The organism is Bradyrhizobium sp. RT6a, from assembly GCF_040547675.1.
Classification (GTDB): domain Bacteria; phylum Pseudomonadota; class Alphaproteobacteria; order Rhizobiales; family Xanthobacteraceae; genus Bradyrhizobium.
Genome location: NZ_JBEPQC010000001.1, coordinates 591,677 through 606,672 on the forward strand (window position 1 = coordinate 591,677; position 14,996 = coordinate 606,672).

At 62.7% G+C, this 14,996-nt stretch carries 14 protein-coding genes; 9 read left to right on the forward strand and 5 right to left on the reverse strand.

From position 1 onward, the window contains the following. Window positions 1-70: 70 nt before the first annotated feature. Entirely contained in the window at window positions 71-985 is a 915-nt protein-coding gene (locus ABIC03_RS03020) for a LysR family transcriptional regulator (RefSeq protein ID WP_354055399.1), read from the forward strand. A gap of 131 nt (window positions 986-1,116) precedes the next feature. On the opposite strand, the gene ABIC03_RS03025 is transcribed toward ABIC03_RS03020, so the two are convergent. Together ABIC03_RS03025 and ABIC03_RS03030 are read right to left on the reverse strand one after the other, a co-directional pair. Further along, entirely contained in the window at window positions 1,117-1,737 is a 621-nt protein-coding gene (locus tag ABIC03_RS03025; protein WP_354055401.1) for a TetR/AcrR family transcriptional regulator, read from the reverse strand. 59 nt (window positions 1,738-1,796) lie between these two features. Next, the gene (locus ABIC03_RS03030; protein WP_354055403.1) at window positions 1,797-2,339 is read right to left on the reverse strand and encodes a PaaI family thioesterase; all 543 of its coding nucleotides are present in this window, start codon (window positions 2,337-2,339) and stop codon (window positions 1,797-1,799) included. Between the two features lie 149 nt (window positions 2,340-2,488). Here ABIC03_RS03030 and ABIC03_RS03035 point away from each other — a divergent pair, with 149 nt between their 5' ends. From ABIC03_RS03035 to ABIC03_RS03045, 3 genes are all read left to right on the forward strand, one after another. Further along, window positions 2,489-3,259, forward strand: a complete 771-nt coding sequence (locus tag ABIC03_RS03035; RefSeq protein WP_354055405.1) for an enoyl-CoA hydratase — start codon at window positions 2,489-2,491, stop codon at window positions 3,257-3,259. A gap of 141 nt (window positions 3,260-3,400) precedes the next feature. After that, window positions 3,401-4,597 carry an acetyl-CoA C-acyltransferase gene (locus ABIC03_RS03040; protein ID WP_354055407.1) on the forward strand — a complete coding sequence of 399 codons (1,197 nt, stop codon included), beginning with the start codon at window positions 3,401-3,403 and terminating at the stop codon, window positions 4,595-4,597. Window positions 4,598-4,704: 107 nt separating this feature from the next. Next, a complete protein-coding gene (locus ABIC03_RS03045; RefSeq protein ID WP_354055409.1) occupies window positions 4,705-6,000 on the forward strand; it encodes an MFS transporter in 1,296 nt (431 codons plus the stop codon). A gap of 236 nt (window positions 6,001-6,236) precedes the next feature. On the opposite strand, the gene ABIC03_RS03050 is transcribed toward ABIC03_RS03045, so the two are convergent. Next, the gene (locus ABIC03_RS03050) at window positions 6,237-7,034 is read right to left on the reverse strand and encodes an IclR family transcriptional regulator (protein ID WP_354055411.1); all 798 of its coding nucleotides are present in this window, start codon (window positions 7,032-7,034) and stop codon (window positions 6,237-6,239) included. Between the two features lie 234 nt (window positions 7,035-7,268). On the opposite strand from ABIC03_RS03050, the gene ABIC03_RS03055 reads away from it, so the two are divergent. The 5 genes from ABIC03_RS03055 (at window position 7,269) to ABIC03_RS03075 (ending at window position 11,707) form a co-directional block, all read left to right on the forward strand. Then, window positions 7,269-8,429 carry an aminotransferase class V-fold PLP-dependent enzyme gene (locus ABIC03_RS03055; RefSeq protein WP_354055413.1) on the forward strand — a complete coding sequence of 387 codons (1,161 nt, stop codon included), beginning with the start codon at window positions 7,269-7,271 and terminating at the stop codon, window positions 8,427-8,429. Window positions 8,430-8,458: 29 nt separating this feature from the next. Next, window positions 8,459-9,355 carry an amino acid ABC transporter substrate-binding protein gene (locus ABIC03_RS03060; RefSeq protein ID WP_354055415.1) on the forward strand — a complete coding sequence of 299 codons (897 nt, stop codon included), beginning with the start codon at window positions 8,459-8,461 and terminating at the stop codon, window positions 9,353-9,355. A gap of 63 nt (window positions 9,356-9,418) precedes the next feature. After that, window positions 9,419-10,210, forward strand: a complete 792-nt coding sequence (locus ABIC03_RS03065; RefSeq protein WP_354055417.1) for an amino acid ABC transporter permease — start codon at window positions 9,419-9,421, stop codon at window positions 10,208-10,210. Then, complete coding sequence (locus ABIC03_RS03070) at window positions 10,207-10,899, forward strand: amino acid ABC transporter permease (protein ID WP_354055419.1); 693 nt, start codon at window positions 10,207-10,209, stop codon at window positions 10,897-10,899. The genes ABIC03_RS03065 and ABIC03_RS03070 overlap by 4 nt, the downstream gene beginning before the upstream one ends. A 40-nt stretch (window positions 10,900-10,939) precedes the next feature. Further along, window positions 10,940-11,707, forward strand: coding sequence for an amino acid ABC transporter ATP-binding protein (locus tag ABIC03_RS03075; RefSeq protein WP_354057488.1), 768 nt, complete (start codon window positions 10,940-10,942; stop codon window positions 11,705-11,707). Window positions 11,708-11,761: 54 nt separating this feature from the next. Here ABIC03_RS03075 and ABIC03_RS03080 read toward each other — a convergent pair whose 3' ends face one another. Both ABIC03_RS03080 and ABIC03_RS03085 read right to left on the reverse strand, forming a co-directional pair. Then, window positions 11,762-13,468, reverse strand: coding sequence for a response regulator (locus tag ABIC03_RS03080; protein ID WP_354055421.1), 1,707 nt, complete (start codon window positions 13,466-13,468; stop codon window positions 11,762-11,764). Next, window positions 13,465-14,979 (reverse strand): ATPase domain-containing protein, encoded by a 1,515-nt coding sequence (locus ABIC03_RS03085; RefSeq protein ID WP_354057489.1) that lies wholly within the window; start codon window positions 14,977-14,979, stop codon window positions 13,465-13,467. Before ABIC03_RS03085 ends, ABIC03_RS03080 begins: the two co-directional genes overlap by 4 nt. Window positions 14,980-14,996: the final 17 nt, after the last annotated feature.

Genomic DNA, 14,996 nt, shown 5'->3' on the forward strand with positions numbered 1-14,996 from the left:
TTTGACAAATCCTATCGACCTGCATTTTATAGGATTCAAGTCTGAGATAATGCACCATAGATGTGCGAAAATGCTGGATCAAGGCGCTATCGACTGGGACGACTTCCGCTTCGTGCTGGCCATCGTGCGGGGCGGCTCGGTTTCGGCTGCGGCAAAACAGCTCGGCGTCGACCATGCCACCGTCATCCGCCGTGTCGACCGGCTGGAGAAGCACCTCTCGGCCAAGCTGTTTGACCGGCGCAAGACCGGTTATCTCCTCACCGAGGCCGGCCAGCGCGTCGCCGACAGCGCGGAAGCCATGGAATCGACCATCGTCGCCAACCAGGAGCAGGTCGGCGGGTCGGTGGCGCGGCTGACCGGCACGGTGCGGATCGGCGCCCCCGACGGCTTTGGGACCGCGTTCCTGGCGCCGCGGCTCGCTCAGTTCGCCGACCGGTATCCCGATCTCGATTTGCAACTGGTCGCGACCGCGCGGCTGTTCAGCCTCTCCAAGCGCGAGGCCGATATCGCGATCAGCCTGACCATGCCGAAGGAAGGCCGCATCGTCGGCCGCAAGCTGCTCGACTACCGGCTCGGACTCTATGCCGCGCCCGCCTATCTCGACCGCTTCCCGAAAATCACCTCGCGCGAGGTCCTGCCGCAGCATCGCTTCGTCGGCTATATCGAGGAGCTCTTGTTCACGCCCGAGCTCGACTATCTGCCGCAGGTGTCGCCCAAGATCTCCGCACGCTTGCGCAGCGCCAATCTGATCGCCCAACTCAACGCCACGCTCGCCGGCTTCGGTATTGCCGTCCTGCCGCATTTCATGGCGGCCGACTATCCGCAACTGATTGCGGTACTGGCGGAAGAGGTGTCGATCACCCGCACCTTCTGGATGCTGATGCACGCCGACAGCAAGGATCTCGCGCGAATTCGCGCGGTGGCGGATTATATTTCCGAGATCGTAGAACGCGAGCGGGCGCTGTTTGCGGGGCGGACTTCGTAGGGTGGGTTAGCCGAGCAGATGCGCAAAGCGCATCTGCTCGGCGCAACCCACCAACTTCGTCCCGCGCTCAGTGAAGCATGGTGGGTTACGCCTTCGGCTAACCCACCCTACGCATTCAACGGCACCTCGGCCTAACTCTGCTTCGCCTTCTTCGCAACCGCAGCCTTCGGCTCGCGGCGGGCGCCATCCAGCGCACTGTCCTTACCCGTCTTCAACACCTCGTCCGACAGCTCGCTCGAGCCGGCGATGCGCGCCAGCAGCATGGTGCCGGCCATGGTCGCCAGCGTCGCGATCGCCTGCTTGCGCGCGGCCTTGCGCGGCAGATTCGGGATGAAGTCTGTCATCATCTCGATCATCTCGTCGAGCTTGCCGGCAAACGCCTTTCGCGTCTTCGGGCTCTCGCGGGCGATCTCGGCGCCGAGCGCGGGGATCGAGCAACCGTGACCGGGGTTGTCGCGATGCACCGTCGAGAGATAGGTCTCGACGATCTGACTGAGCTGCTTTTCCGGCGCGACCTGATCGGACTGCTTGCGCCAGTGCTCCATCGAGCGATTCATGGCGTAGTCGAACGCCTCGATCACCAGCGCCTCGCGGGAATCGAAATGGGCGTAGAAGCCGCCGTGGGTCAGGCCCGCTTCCTTCATGAGGTCGGCGACACCGATGCCGTGGGCGCCCTTTTCGCGCAGCCGCACGGATGCCTTCTTCACGATGCGGTCGTGGGTTTCCTGCTTGTGTTCCCGGGAATAGCGCATGCGGATCTCATTGGATGTCGAAGGTCATCTAATAACACGGATATCGGCCGGACGGCGCATTAATTCCCGGGAAAATTGTTGCCGATCATGGAAAAGGTCGCCGTTGCGTGCACCGCAAGTGCCCCCTTACCGTCGCGGACGAATCCCTCGGTGTAGCTGCTCTGGCGTCCCAGCTGCTTGATCACCTTGCCTTCGGCGGAGATCAACCCGGACCGGACCGAGAGCGGACGCAGGAAGGTCATTTTCAGATCGAGGGTGACGGAGCCCTGCCCGGACTCCAGCCTGGTCGAGATCGCACACCCCATGGCGGTGTCGATCAGCGCGGCGGCTGTAGCTCCGTGCAGGAGGCCGATGGTGTTCTCGAGATCCTCGCGCGGCTCGAGTTCCATGACGATCCGGCCCGGCTCGACCACAGCCATGACGAAGCCGATCAGCTTGGCAAAAGGTGGCGGCGGCAGCCTTCCGTCGCGGATGCCCAGCATCGCATCCATGCCTGACAGGCCCATCGCCACTTTCGCAACCGGCGCCGGCACCTGCCACTCCACCACCCGCTCGCGCCGCTGCGCGGGCGAAAACAGGTCGAGTTGATCGATGTTGGTCATCGCGACCTCTTGGTATGATTTTCATCATACTATGCTGCGGACTTCGCGCTGGCAACTCCCTCCCCGCCCGCTTGACAAGCAATGCGTTTCGGCCCGGAAGTGATCCCGACCGGCGTATTCGCACGTCCACGAAGCTCAGAGATCCCATCATGGAAATGCTCAACAACCACTGCGGCGTGACCCGCGATGCGCGCGGCGTCGTTCATGTCGCCATCTGCAACGCCGGCTCGCTGAACATTTTGGGCTCGCCCGTCACCGATGCGGTGCGCGAAGGCTTGCAGCAGCTCTCGTCCGACCGCAGCATCCGGGTTGTGGTGCTCCGCGGCCAGAGCGAGAAGAGCATGATCGGCGGCGCCGACATCAAGGAGATGGCCAGCCTCGACCAGAAGTCCGCCGAGGCCTTCATCAGCCGCCTGCGCGACCTCTGCGAGGCCGTGCGCGCCTTCCCGGCCCCGATGATCGCGCGCATGCCCGGCTGGTGCCTCGGCGGCGGGCTCGAAGTCGCGGCAGCCTGCGATTTCCGGATCGCGGCACATGACGCGCATTTCGGCATGCCGGAGGTGCGCGTCGGCATTCCATCGGTGATCCATGCTGCGCTGCTGCCGCGCCTGATCGGCTGGGCCCGCGCGCGCTGGCTGGTGATGACCGCTGAGAACATCGACGCGCCGACGGCGCTGGCCTGGGGGTTGGTCGACAAGGTCGCGCCCGAGGGTGGGCTCGATGCCGAGGTCGAGCACCTCGTGAAAGCCCTGCTTGAATGTGGCCCCGAGGCGCTGCGATCGCAGAAGGCACTGCTGCGGCAATGGGAGGAGCTGCCGCTGACGGAGTCGGTGAATTTGAGCGTCAAAGTGTTCGGCGAGTCGTTCCTGACGGACGAGCCGACGCGGCTGATGGGCGCGTTTGTGAATCGGAAGCGGTAGGCGCTCTCCGCCTCGTCCGCCCGAACGAGCAAATCTCATCTGACCCACGACAATTTCTCATGCCGGACGCGGTTGCATTTTTTGCGCCGCATCATATGATGATCATAATCTTACATGTCCGACATCTGAGGGAGTATCCCCATGGCCGAAGCCGCCGATCCCGTCGTCATCGTCTCCGCCGTCCGAAGCCCGCTCGGCCGCTTCATGGGCGAGTTGTCGCCGCTCCCCGCACACAAGCTCGGCTCGCACGTGATCGGCGCGGCACTGGAGCGTGCCAAGCTTGCGCCGGAGAAGGTCGACGAAGTCTTCATGGGCTGCGTCCTTCCCGCGGGCCAGGGCCAGGCCCCGGCGCGCCAGGCTGCGCGTGCCGCCGGCCTGCCCGACGCCACCGGCGCCACCACCGTCAACAAGGTCTGCGGCTCCGGCATGAAAGCGACCATGCTGGCGCACGACATCATCCGCGCCGGCTCGGCGGAGATCGTCGTCTCCGGCGGCATGGAAAGCATGAGCAACGCGCCGTATCTGCTGGCGAAGGCACGCGGCGGCTATCGCGCCGGCCACGACCGCATCATCGACCACATGATGATGGACGGCCTCGAAGACGCCTACGAGACCGGCCGCTCCATGGGCGATTTCGGCGAGGCCACGGCAGAGGCCTATCAATTCACCCGCAAGGACCAGGACGCCTATGCGATGGAAACGCTCAGCCGGGCGCGCAAGGCGGTCGAGGGCGGCGCGTTCAAGGCCGAGATTGCGCCGATCACGCTGAGCGAGAAGGCCGGTCCCCGCATCGTCGCCAATGATGAGCATCCGCTGAGGGTCGATCCCGCAAAAATCCCCGGGCTGAAGCCGGCGTTCCGCGCCAACGGCACCATCACGCCGGCGGCCTCCTCAGCCAATGCCGACGGCGCCGCTGCGCTCGTGTTGACGAAGCGGTCGCTCGCCGATCGCAGCGGCCTGCCGGCTCTCGCCGTGATCAAGGGCCACGCCACCCACAGCCAGGAACCGCAATGGTTCACCACGGCGCCGATCCCGGCGATCCGCAAGCTCTTGGACAAAGTCGGCTGGAGTGCCGCCGACGTCGACCTGTTCGAGATCAACGAAGCCTTCGCCGTAGTGGCGATGGCGGCGCAGCGCGACCTCGGCATTCCCCGCGAGAAGCTCAACATCAACGGTGGCGCCTGCGCGCTCGGCCATCCCATCGGCGCCACCGGCGCACGGCTGATCGTGACGCTGCTTCATGCGCTCGAGGCGCGAAACCTCAAGCGCGGCGTGGCGGCGCTCTGCATCGGCGGCGGCGAAGCCACCGCGATCGCGGTGGAGCGCTTGACGCACTGACGTGAAAGTCCGGAAGTGAGGGAACTCTGTCATTTTCGACAGACGAGTCCCGTGCCATTCTGCAAACTTGCGCAGGCCTCTCGCCTGCCCATTAAGATTGAGGCCCAATGATCTCGAACTGGCTCGCGGCAACGCTCGGCCGCCGCAATATCCACTACGGCTGGGTGATGGTCGGCGTGACCTTCCTCACCGCGCTGATCAGCGCCGGCACGGTCGGCGCGCCCGGCGTGTTCATCGTTCCGCTTCAGCAGGAGTTCGGCTGGAGCACGGCGGAGATCTCGTCCGCGCTGTCGATCCGCTTCATCCTGTTCGGGCTGATGGCGCCGTTCGCGGCTGCCCTGCTCAACCGCTACGGCCTGCGCAACGTCACGCTCACCGCGCAGCTCATCGTCGTCTCGGCGCTGGTGCTCTCGCTCGGCATGACAGAGGTCTGGCAGCTCGTGGCGCTGTGGGGCGTGGTGATCGGGATCGGCACCGGCATGACCGCGCTGGTGCTGGGCGCCACCATCGCGACGCGCTGGTTCGCGGCGCGGCGCGGCCTGGTCGTCGGCATCATGACCGCGAGCGTCGCCACCGGTCAGCTCGTGTTCCTGCCGCTGCTGGCAAGCCTCACCGAACGTTTCGGCTGGCGGCTGGCGCTCGGCTTCGTCTGCATCGCGCTTGGTGTTTCCGCCCTCGCGGTCCTGCTCGCGATGCGCGACCGTCCGAGCGATCTGGGCCTGCGCCCGTTCGGCGACGAAGGCACCACCCCCCTGCCCGCGCCGCCCGTCAGCCATGGCTCGATCACCGGCGTGGCACTCGGCACGCTGCGCGACGCCTCGAAGAGCAGCGCGTTCTGGGTTCTGTTTGCGACGTTCTTCGTCTGCGGCGCATCCACCAATGGGCTCGTGCAGGTGCATCTGATTCCGATGTGCCTCGATTTCGGCATCCCGCAGGTGCAGGCCGCGGGCCTGTTGGCTGCGATGGGCATCTTCGATTTCTTCGGCACCATCATGTCGGGCTGGCTGTCGGACCGTTACGACAACCGCTACCTCCTGTTCTGGTATTACGGCCTGCGCGGGCTCTCGCTGATCTTCCTCCCCTTCAGCGATTTCTCGTTCTATGGGCTCTCGATCTTCGCGATGTTCTACGGGCTCGACTGGATCGCAACCGTGCCGCCCACGGTGCGGCTCACCGCGCAGAAATTCGGGCCCGAGCGCGCCAATCTGGTGTTCGGCTGGATCTTTGCCGGCCACCAGCTCGGCGCGGGCACCGCCGCCTTCGGCGCCGGCTTCTCGCGGACGGTCTATCAGAGCTACCTGCCCGCCTTCTTCATCGCCGGCGCGCTCTGCGTGTTCGCCGCGCTGATCGTGCTGACGCTCTCGCGACAACCGAAGCCGAAGCCGCAAGCCGCGATGGCTTAGGACCTGATCGTGGTGGTGACGCCGAAGACTGCGGCGTCACCGATCCGCGGATACCGGCTTCTTCGGGTTCGGGATGCCGCGCGCTGGGCGGAAGACGTACTGGAAATAAGGCGCGACCAGCGCTCAAACAAAAAGTGCGAAAACAACCCCATGCACAGTAGCCGGGGCGTGGCGGATCAATGACTTACGCTTTACCGAAAACGATTTGACTCGTCGGGCAAAACAGGAGCAGGATGTCATCGTTGGGCATCTGCGTCGTCATCCCCTTCAACCTGCAAAATGGTCTCCGACAACAGAGCGGCAGCCTTTTGCAGCGGGCCTATGAACCGGTCCAACTCGACGAAGCTGACGCGTGCCACCGGCACGGAGACGCCCAGGCAAGCGATCAGCTCTCGATCCGGGGACAGGATGGGCACGGCACACCCCACCACGCCTTTCACGTACTCTTCGTTCGTTTTGGCCCAACCGCGCTGCCGCGTCTCTTCGAGCACCTTCATCAGCGCGTGGACATCGACAATCGTCGTTTCCGTGAATTTGGTCAGAGCGAGTGCGCGGCACAGCTTCGCCCGGGTCCGCTCGGGCAATCCGCTCATGTAGATCTTTCCGGTGGACGTGCAGTGTAGCGGCGCCGCTTCGCCCGGATTGAACTGAAGACCTTGCGGCTCCGAAACGCGAACGCTGTCCACATACGCGACGGAATTATCGCGCACGACACCGATTTCGCATTGTTCGCCGATTTCTGCCGCGACCGCTCGAAGCACCGCGTGCCGCCGCGCTGTGCGGAAGGCCGCTCCGATCACAGTCGCGGACAGCGTGACGAGTTGATTACCCACAACGTAACGCTTGGTCCCCAACGCCTTCTGAAGCAGTCCGCGGCCTTCAAGATTTCCGACCAACCTGTGCGCCGTTGGAAGAGGCAGCGAGAGAGCCTTCGCGATCTCTGCCGCTGAGACGGCTTTGCGTTGGTCAGCAACATGCCGAACGATCGCGAGGGCGCGGTCCAAGGGTCCGTCCCTCTCAACTTGCTTCGTCATTTCCCTACCGGTTGGGATTGGCAGCAAAATACACAACAGTCCCAATATTATCATTTTTCGGAATAAAATCTATTGATATTCGACAATTCCGTTTGTCCCGATGCGGAAAGCTCATATTCTTGGCGCTGCGGGCGATTGACCAAAAGTTGTGCAACGCAGTCTCGCCGTTTCGAAATGTCGCTCCGTCGCTTGGCCGACTGCCAAGTCCGACGGCGCGCTCAACAGGAGAGGTGCATGTCTCGTCACTACGACGTGGACGCCGTGAGGAAGGAATTCCCTGCCGTTCAACGGATGGTTTATCTGGACTCGGGATTTCAAACGCCGCTCGCGCGCCCGGTGAAAGCCGCGATCGAGCTCTTCCTTCGCGAGGGCTTCGAGACGGCTGGCCCGAAAAGCGTCTGGCTCGACCGGGTGGAGCAGACCCGCGCCAAGGTCGCTCGCTTTCTCGGCGTGACATCGGACGAGATCGGCTTCACGAAAAACACGTCGGAAAGCATGAACATCGCGGCAAACGCACTGCCGCTCCAGGCCGGTGACAATGTTCTGATGATCCATGGCGATCATCCGAACAACGCCTACGCGTTCCTCAATCTGCAGCGGAAGGGCGTAGAAATCCGCTTCGTTCCGATGACGGATATCGTCGACGGCGACAGCTTTGCTGCCTTCATTGACGACAAGACGCGTGCGATCTCGATGTCGCATGTGACCTTCCATGCCGGTCACTGCTTTGACATCGAGAGCGTCGGCGCGATGTGCGCCAGGAAGAAGCTCTACTTCATCGTCGATGTGATGCAGGCGATCGGCGTCGTACCTGTTGACGCGAAGGCGATCGGCGCCAGCTTCATCGGCTCCGGCAGCCACAAGGGATTACTCGTTCCGCAAGGGCTCGGGCTTCTCTATTGGGACAAATCCCTTGGAGAGCTGGAACCGACCTATATGGCGGCCGCGAGCCTCGCCGATATCCCCAGCGACCTCATCGCGCGTCCCGACAAAATGGCGCCCTCTCCGACCGCCAGGCGCTTCGAACTTGGCAACTTCAATCTGCCCGCGATCCATGCTCTCGGTGCTTCCCTCGACATGATCGAGCAGATCGGGGTGCAGAACATCCAGAACCACTGCTTCGACCTCGGCGATCACCTGATCGCGCGCCTGGACGAACTGGACGTCCGCCTGGTTGGCCCGCGCGAGCGACAACACCGCGCTCCGCACATCTACGTCATCGCCCTGCCCGCAGCGGACTGGCTCGGGCATTTCGAGGAGAAAGGCGTGCGCGTTTCGCCCGAACGTGACGGCATCCGCGTCTCGCTCGGCATGTTCAACACCGCGACGGATATCGATCGCCTGATCGACGTCATTCGCCGGCGAGGGCTCGGACGCCCTTCGGTTGCATCTTGAATTTGACAAACGATGGGATGGCAAAAACCATGAAACAGCTCGTTCAGGTATTGGGACTTCTCCCGGCGCTCTTGGTTATCAACGCAAGCCCCTCCGCGGCGGCGGATAGCCCGACGCTGGACAAGATCAAATCCAGCGGTTCGATTACGATCGGCCACCGTGAGGCCTCGATACCGTTCTCGTACCTCGGGCCCGATCAGAAGCCCGTCGGTTTCTCGCTCGATCTCTGCGCGGCGATCGTCGACCGCGTCAAGGAGGAGCTGAGATTGCCCAATCTCAAGGTCAGCTTCACCCCGGTGAACTCGTCGAACCGGATACCGCTGATCCAGAGCGGGACCGTCGACATCGAATGCGGCGGCACCGCAAATGACAAGAAACGGCAGGAACAGGTCTCGTTTTCGGTCGCCACGTTCGTCAGCCAGCCGCGATGGCTGGTCAAGGCCGCCAGTGGCGTCAAGACCGCCGGCGACCTGAAAGGCAAGACGATCATCGTCACCCAAGGCTCCAACGCGGTCGGCTTCGCGCAGGGCGTCAACGCCAAGGAACAGCTCGGCCTTAACATCGTCCAAGCCAAGGACCATGCGGAATCCTTCCTCATGTTGAACACCGGCCGTGCGGCCGCCTTCATGGAGGACGATATTCTCCTCGCCGGGCTCAAGGCTGCGGCGCCGAATCCGGACGCACTCCTGTTCCTTCCCGAGGGTTACGCGAAGATCTACTACGGGCTGATGTTCACGAAGGGCGATGCCGGCTTCAAGGCACTCGTCGACGACGTTCTCTCCAAGCAAATGGCATCAGGCCAATTCGAGAAGACCTACGCAAAATGGTTCACCAAGCCGATCCCGCCGAAGGGTGAGAATCTCGCATTTCCGCTCACCGACGAGTTGATGGGCCGGATCGCGCATCCCAGCGATGCTGTCGACTGACTGACGGAGCCGATCGTCTCGCCAGGTCATCCTCGTCCGCACCTGCAACTTTGAGGACTCGCGATGTTCGGAGTGCTTTTTGAACAGACGGCGGACGGCCAGCGCTATATCGACTGGCTGCTGTCGGGCCTCGGCTGGACACTCGCTCTCGCCTTCTTCGGCTGGTGGATCGCCTTCGGCATCGGGGTGATCGTCGGCGTGGGCCGCACGGTGCAAAATCGCGTCTTCGCGATACCGGCCCGGCTCTATGTCGAGATATTCCGGAACATCCCTGTCCTTGTGCAGATGTTCCTCTGGTATTTTGTTTTCCCAGAGGTGGTGCCAAGCGCAATCGGAGATGCAATCAAGCAGATCCCACCGCCATGGGCATCGTTCTTCCCGGCACTTCTTTGCCTCGGGCTCTACACGGCTTCCCGCATAGCCGAGCAGGTCCGGGCCGGCATCGAGGCGCTCCCAAAGGGACAGCTCGAAGCCGCCAACGCCCTCGGCCTCAGCGGTTATCTCACCTATCGACACGTCATCGTGCCGCAGGCCTTGCGCCTCATCGTGCCGAGCCTCACCAGCGAGGTGATGGGCATCTACAAGAACACCTCCGTCGCACTCACGATCGGTTTGATGGAGCTGACCGCCCAGGCACGCCAGATCAGCGAAGCGACGTTCCAGACATTCACTGCCTTTGGCGCGGCGACCATCGTCTATCTCTGTCTCGCACTGATTGCCTATCAAGCCATGGCGCTGATCGACAGAGCCGTCCGGATTCCGGGTAGCGCGCCCGCCACGCTCCCGGCTGACCAGGATCTCGCCGCCGACGTGCAGCAAGGCGCCTTGCCCCGCGTCATGGAGGCCGCGAAATGAACGCCCTCGATTTCTCGATCGTCGCGCAATCATGGCCCTATCTCTGGTCGGGCCTGCTGTTCTCACTGTCGCTCACGGCCGCCGCGTTCGCCATCGGCATGATTCTCGGAACCTGCCTTGCGCTGGCGCAGCACTTCGAGATTCCCGTGGTTGCCCAGATCATCCGCGGCTACGTTGCGATCATCCGATCGATCCCGCTGATCCTCGTTCTGTTCTGGTTTTTCTTTCTGGTGCCGATCGTGCTTGGGCACCTTAGCGGCAACGGCCGTCCGATCCCGATCGGCGCCACCTATACCGCCTTCATCACTTTCGGCTTGTTTGAGGCGGCCTACTATTCCGAGATCATCCGCGTTGGACTGCGTGCCGTGAACAAGGGCCAGTTTGAGGCCTGCCAGGCCCTCGCGCTGTCCACCTATGACACCTACCGCCACATTGTCCTCCCGCAGGTCCTGCGGGTGGCAAGCCCGATTATCCTGAGCCAGACGATCATTCTGTTTCAGGACACGTCTCTCGTCTATGTCCTGTCGTTGACGGATCTTCTCGGTGCCGCCTCCAAGCTCGCGCAGCTCAACGGCCGCCTCGTCGAAATGTACCTCGTCATAGCTGTAGCCTATCTCGTCATCAGCTCTGCGACGTCCCAGTGCGTCGCCATCCTTCGCAAGCGATATGCTGTTGCCGCTGCCCACTGACCATCGGGGTACCGAACGGCCCCGCATTTGGGAGACGAACATGCCTCGAGCGACTGTCAGCAATGCCACACGACCCGCCGAGATCGTCGTCGTCGAGAACGTCGTGAAGCGGTTCGGCGCGTTCACCGCGCTGAACGACGTTACCCTCAAGGTCGACAAGGGCGAGAAGATCGTGCTCTGCGGACCATCAGGCTCCGGCAAGTCCACCCTCATCCGGTGCATCAACCATATCGAGAAGCACGATGCAGGCAGGATCATCGTCGATGGTGTCGAGCTGACCAACCGCATCGCCGACATCAACAGCGTACGTTGTGAAGTCGGGATGGTATTTCAGAGCTTCAACCTTTTTCCGCACCTCACCGTCGCGGAGAACTGCATGCTGGCTCCGATCAGGGTTCGCGGGATTTCGCAGTCTGAGGCGCGCGATCGCGCACTCGGCCTGCTGCGGACGGTCCGCATTCAGGATCAGGCCGACAAGTATCCCGCGCAATTGTCGGGCGGTCAGCAGCAACGTGTCGCCATCGCGCGAGCGCTGTGCATGCAGCCCAAGATCATGCTGTTCGACGAACCGACATCGGCTCTCGACCCCGAGATGGTCAAGGAAGTACTGGAAACCATGGTCGAGCTGGCGAAAGAGGGAATGACGATGGTGTGCGTGACGCACGAGATGGGATTCGCCCGGGAGGTCGCCGACCGGGTGGTCTTCATGGATCGTGGCAGCATCATCGAAGAGGCCGAGCCGGAAACGTTCTTCAAAGCCCCTCGCACGGAACGGGCGAAGACTTTTCTGAATCAGATCATTCACTAGCTAAATCGGCAGCGCCCGATAGAGCGGCTTGTCGAGGCGGTGCCGCAGCCCCGTTCACGACGCCCCGGAGCGCTTGGTTTCCGCGCCGATTCGAAGGTCCGATTTTGCAGCACTGAGCGCTGCGGCGAGCTCGTCGATGTGGTAGGGTTTCGACAGGATCCGGATCCCGGCCATTTCGGCCTCGTGAACCGCGGCTTCGGCGTATCCACTCGTCAGCAGGACCGGGATGTCGCTTCGCCTTCTCCTGATCTCGGACGCGAGTTCGACACCGTTCATGCCGCCCGGCATCATGATGTCGGAAAACACCAGATCGACGGAGCGGCCGTCCGCTAGGGCCCCGAGAGCCGCCGCAGCGCTGGCCGCGCGCGTGACCTGGTAACCGAGCTGCGCAAGCATCTCGCTGACCAGCGCGGCGACCTCGTCGTCGTCTTCGACGAGGAGAACCCGGCCATGATTAGCCTTCTTGGGACGCGCCCTGTTCAGGTCGATGAGATGCCGTTCACCCGAAGGAATATTCCTGGATCGCGGCAAATACAGCTCGATGCTGGTGCCCTCGTCGACGATCGATTTTATTCGAACCATCCCGCGTGATTGCGTCGCAAATCCGTGGACCTGAGCAAGCCCCAGGCCCGAGCCTTTCCCGACATCCTTGGTCGTGAAGAACGGTTCGAAGACCCGCGCCAGGATCTCGGGACTCATTCCAACACCTCTATCGATCACGGACAGACGAACGTAATCGCCCGCGATCTCGTCCTCGGCCAGGCCGGCCAGGTTCTCGCCGCGGACAACGATCGTGCCGCCGTTCGGCATCGCATCGCGGGCGTTGACCGCCAGGTTGAGAATGACCAGTTCGAGCTCTCCCGGATCGACCTCCACCGGCCAAAGCCCCTCCGGAAAATCGAACTCGACGTGAACGTCGCCTCTCAGGCTCCGATCGAGCAATTCGCGCATGCCGCCGATTTGCGCTGGGATGTCGACAGCCTCGGGCCGGAGCTTCTGCCGCCGTGAAAAAGCCAGAAGCTGCCTGGTCAGGCCGGCACCACGCTGCGCCGCCTGAACCATTCCTTCCAATAGACGACGCCGCCGATCAGGATCCGTCTGCCGATCGAGCATGTCCAATCCACCGGAGATCACCATCAGCAGATTATTGAAGTCGTGAGCTACTCCCCCGGTCAATTGCCCGATGGCTTCGATCTTCTGGGCCTGACGAAGGGTCTCCTCGACGCGGGCACGCTCTTCCATTTCGGCCCGCAGATGCTTGTTGGCCTCCTCGAGCGCGCGGGTGCGCTCGACCACGAGCTTCTCGAGCTCCTGGGCCGTCCGCTCGCGCGCCTGCAGCAAGGTCCGAATTTCATATTGCCGCCGGCGGGCCCGCATTGCGGATTGAATTGCGCTCGTCAGCGTGATCGGCTGAACCGGGCGCTCGAGCAGCGAAACGTTGCGGAGTGTCTCGACGATGCTGCGGCGCCAGGCAACCACCGCCGGCTGCTCGCGGTGGCTGGTGAGAATGACAAAGGGCAGGTCGGACCAGGGCGGCTGCCGCTCGATCCAATGTGCCAGCGGTTGGGTATCCTTCCCGAACAAGCCCTCCTCAGCGAGAAGGACCGCGCCCACGCCGGCCGACATCTCGCTGACCAGTTCAGGCAGACCACGACAATTGATTGCCAGGAGATTCGAATTACGGAAAAGCTCGACCGATGCCGGTCCATCGCGGCCGATCGGAGCAAACACCAGGACGCAATGATCGCGGTCGGCGCTCATTCCGGCAGCCCTTCCGGCATCTCCGTGCCCGAGTAACGCGGATTCCCGGAAAAGATGCCGCTGAATCCGGTCAGCGGAGGACCGACCGTAATGCCGGCACTGCCAAGACGAAACTCGCGGATGGAATTTTCATGATTGCCGCTGCGCTTCTTCACGACCGAGAGGGCACGCCGCACCGTTCCGCCGACTTCGAAATAGCGCAGCATCAGCACGGCATCGCTCAAATAGCTGATATCGAGAGCCGTTTCCATCGGACCGACCAGCCCATGCTGAGCGAGGATGAGGACGGTCAGCACGCCTTTCTGTCCGAGATAGCTCAGGAGCTCATGCATCTGGAGGATGAGAAATCGCTCGTCCGGCATTGCGTTGAGGTAGCCGTTCAGACTGTCGATGATAACAATTCGCGCGTTATCCTTTTCGACGCTGTTGCGCACATTGGCGGCGAATTCGCCGGGGGACATCTCGGCGGGATCGATCTGTTTAAATCGGATGAGTCCCGATTGCAGATGGCTTTCAAGGGGCAGGCCCAGCGTTCGAGCCCGGGCCTCCACCGTACCGCGACCTTCATCGAAGGCAAAGAACACCGTATGCTCACCGCGATCTGCCGCCGCGATCGCGTAGGTCAGCGCGAGAGAAGACTTGCCGACACCGGCGGCGCCCAAAAGCAGCGCACTGGTGCCGCGCTCGAGCCCTCCTCCCAGAAGCTGGTCGAGTTGCGCATTGCCGCTGGGCGTCAACTCACCGATAAACGAGGTGTGATGTTCCGCCGCCACCAGACGGGGGAATATCCGCACCCCTCCCGCTTCGATCGTGAAATCGTGGAAGCCGCCGCGAAATCGAATGCCGCGCATCTTGATCACGCGAAGCCGCCGGCGCTCCGCTCCATAATCAATGGCGAGCTGTTCGAGCATCACGACGCCATGCGCGATCGAATGGAGTTGCAGATCGTCCTGGGACGATGAGAGATCGTCGAGGAGGATGACCGTGCAATTGCGGTTGGTGAAAAAGTGCTTCAGGGCCAGAACCTGGCGCCGGTACCGCAGCGGGTTCTGCGCAAGGAGGCGCAGCTCGGACAGGCTGTCCAGCACCACGCGTGCGGGATTGATCCGTTCGACCTCCTTGAATATCAGGCCGGTGGTTTCGCTCAGCTCCATTTCGGCGGGGTGGAAGACGGTGAGCTCGCGCTCCGGATCGAGCGTCGTCTCCGGCGGCACCAGTTCGAAGATGTCGACGCCGTGCAGCGACCAGCCATGCCGCTGTGCAACCAGCGTCAGCTCACGCTTCGTTTCCGACAGGGAGATATAGAGCACGCGTTCACCGCAGCGCGCGCCCTCGAGAAGGAATTGAAGCGCCATCGTGGTCTTGCCCGAGCCGGGCCGACCCTCGTAGAGGTACATGCGATTGGGATCGAGCCCGCCGTACAGGATATCGTCGAGGCCGTCACTGCCGGTCGAAATCCTGGGCAACTCTCCGGGGTCGCTGGTTTGCGCCCGGCTTGATGAATTGGTCATTGAACCCCCGTGAAGCT

Excerpts from the sequence above, each read along its gene's own strand:
- ABIC03_RS03020 (WP_354055399.1), top strand. The coding sequence starts at position 71 with ATGCTGGATCAAGGCGCTATCGACTGGGACGACTTCCGCTTCGTGCTG.
- ABIC03_RS03025 (WP_354055401.1), bottom strand. The coding sequence starts at position 1,737 with ATGCGCTATTCCCGGGAACACAAGCAGGAAACCCACGACCGCATCGTG.
- ABIC03_RS03030 (WP_354055403.1), bottom strand. The coding sequence starts at position 2,339 with ATGACCAACATCGATCAACTCGACCTGTTTTCGCCCGCGCAGCGGCGC.
- ABIC03_RS03035 (WP_354055405.1), top strand. The coding sequence starts at position 2,489 with ATGGAAATGCTCAACAACCACTGCGGCGTGACCCGCGATGCGCGCGGC.
- ABIC03_RS03040 (WP_354055407.1), top strand. The coding sequence starts at position 3,401 with ATGGCCGAAGCCGCCGATCCCGTCGTCATCGTCTCCGCCGTCCGAAGC.
- ABIC03_RS03045 (WP_354055409.1), top strand. The coding sequence starts at position 4,705 with ATGATCTCGAACTGGCTCGCGGCAACGCTCGGCCGCCGCAATATCCAC.
- ABIC03_RS03050 (WP_354055411.1), bottom strand. The coding sequence starts at position 7,034 with ATGACGAAGCAAGTTGAGAGGGACGGACCCTTGGACCGCGCCCTCGCG.
- ABIC03_RS03055 (WP_354055413.1), top strand. The coding sequence starts at position 7,269 with ATGTCTCGTCACTACGACGTGGACGCCGTGAGGAAGGAATTCCCTGCC.
- ABIC03_RS03060 (WP_354055415.1), top strand. The coding sequence starts at position 8,459 with ATGAAACAGCTCGTTCAGGTATTGGGACTTCTCCCGGCGCTCTTGGTT.
- ABIC03_RS03065 (WP_354055417.1), top strand. The coding sequence starts at position 9,419 with ATGTTCGGAGTGCTTTTTGAACAGACGGCGGACGGCCAGCGCTATATC.
- ABIC03_RS03070 (WP_354055419.1), top strand. The coding sequence starts at position 10,207 with ATGAACGCCCTCGATTTCTCGATCGTCGCGCAATCATGGCCCTATCTC.
- ABIC03_RS03075 (WP_354057488.1), top strand. The coding sequence starts at position 10,940 with ATGCCTCGAGCGACTGTCAGCAATGCCACACGACCCGCCGAGATCGTC.
- ABIC03_RS03080 (WP_354055421.1), bottom strand. The coding sequence starts at position 13,468 with ATGAGCGCCGACCGCGATCATTGCGTCCTGGTGTTTGCTCCGATCGGC.
- ABIC03_RS03085 (WP_354057489.1), bottom strand. The coding sequence starts at position 14,979 with ATGACCAATTCATCAAGCCGGGCGCAAACCAGCGACCCCGGAGAGTTG.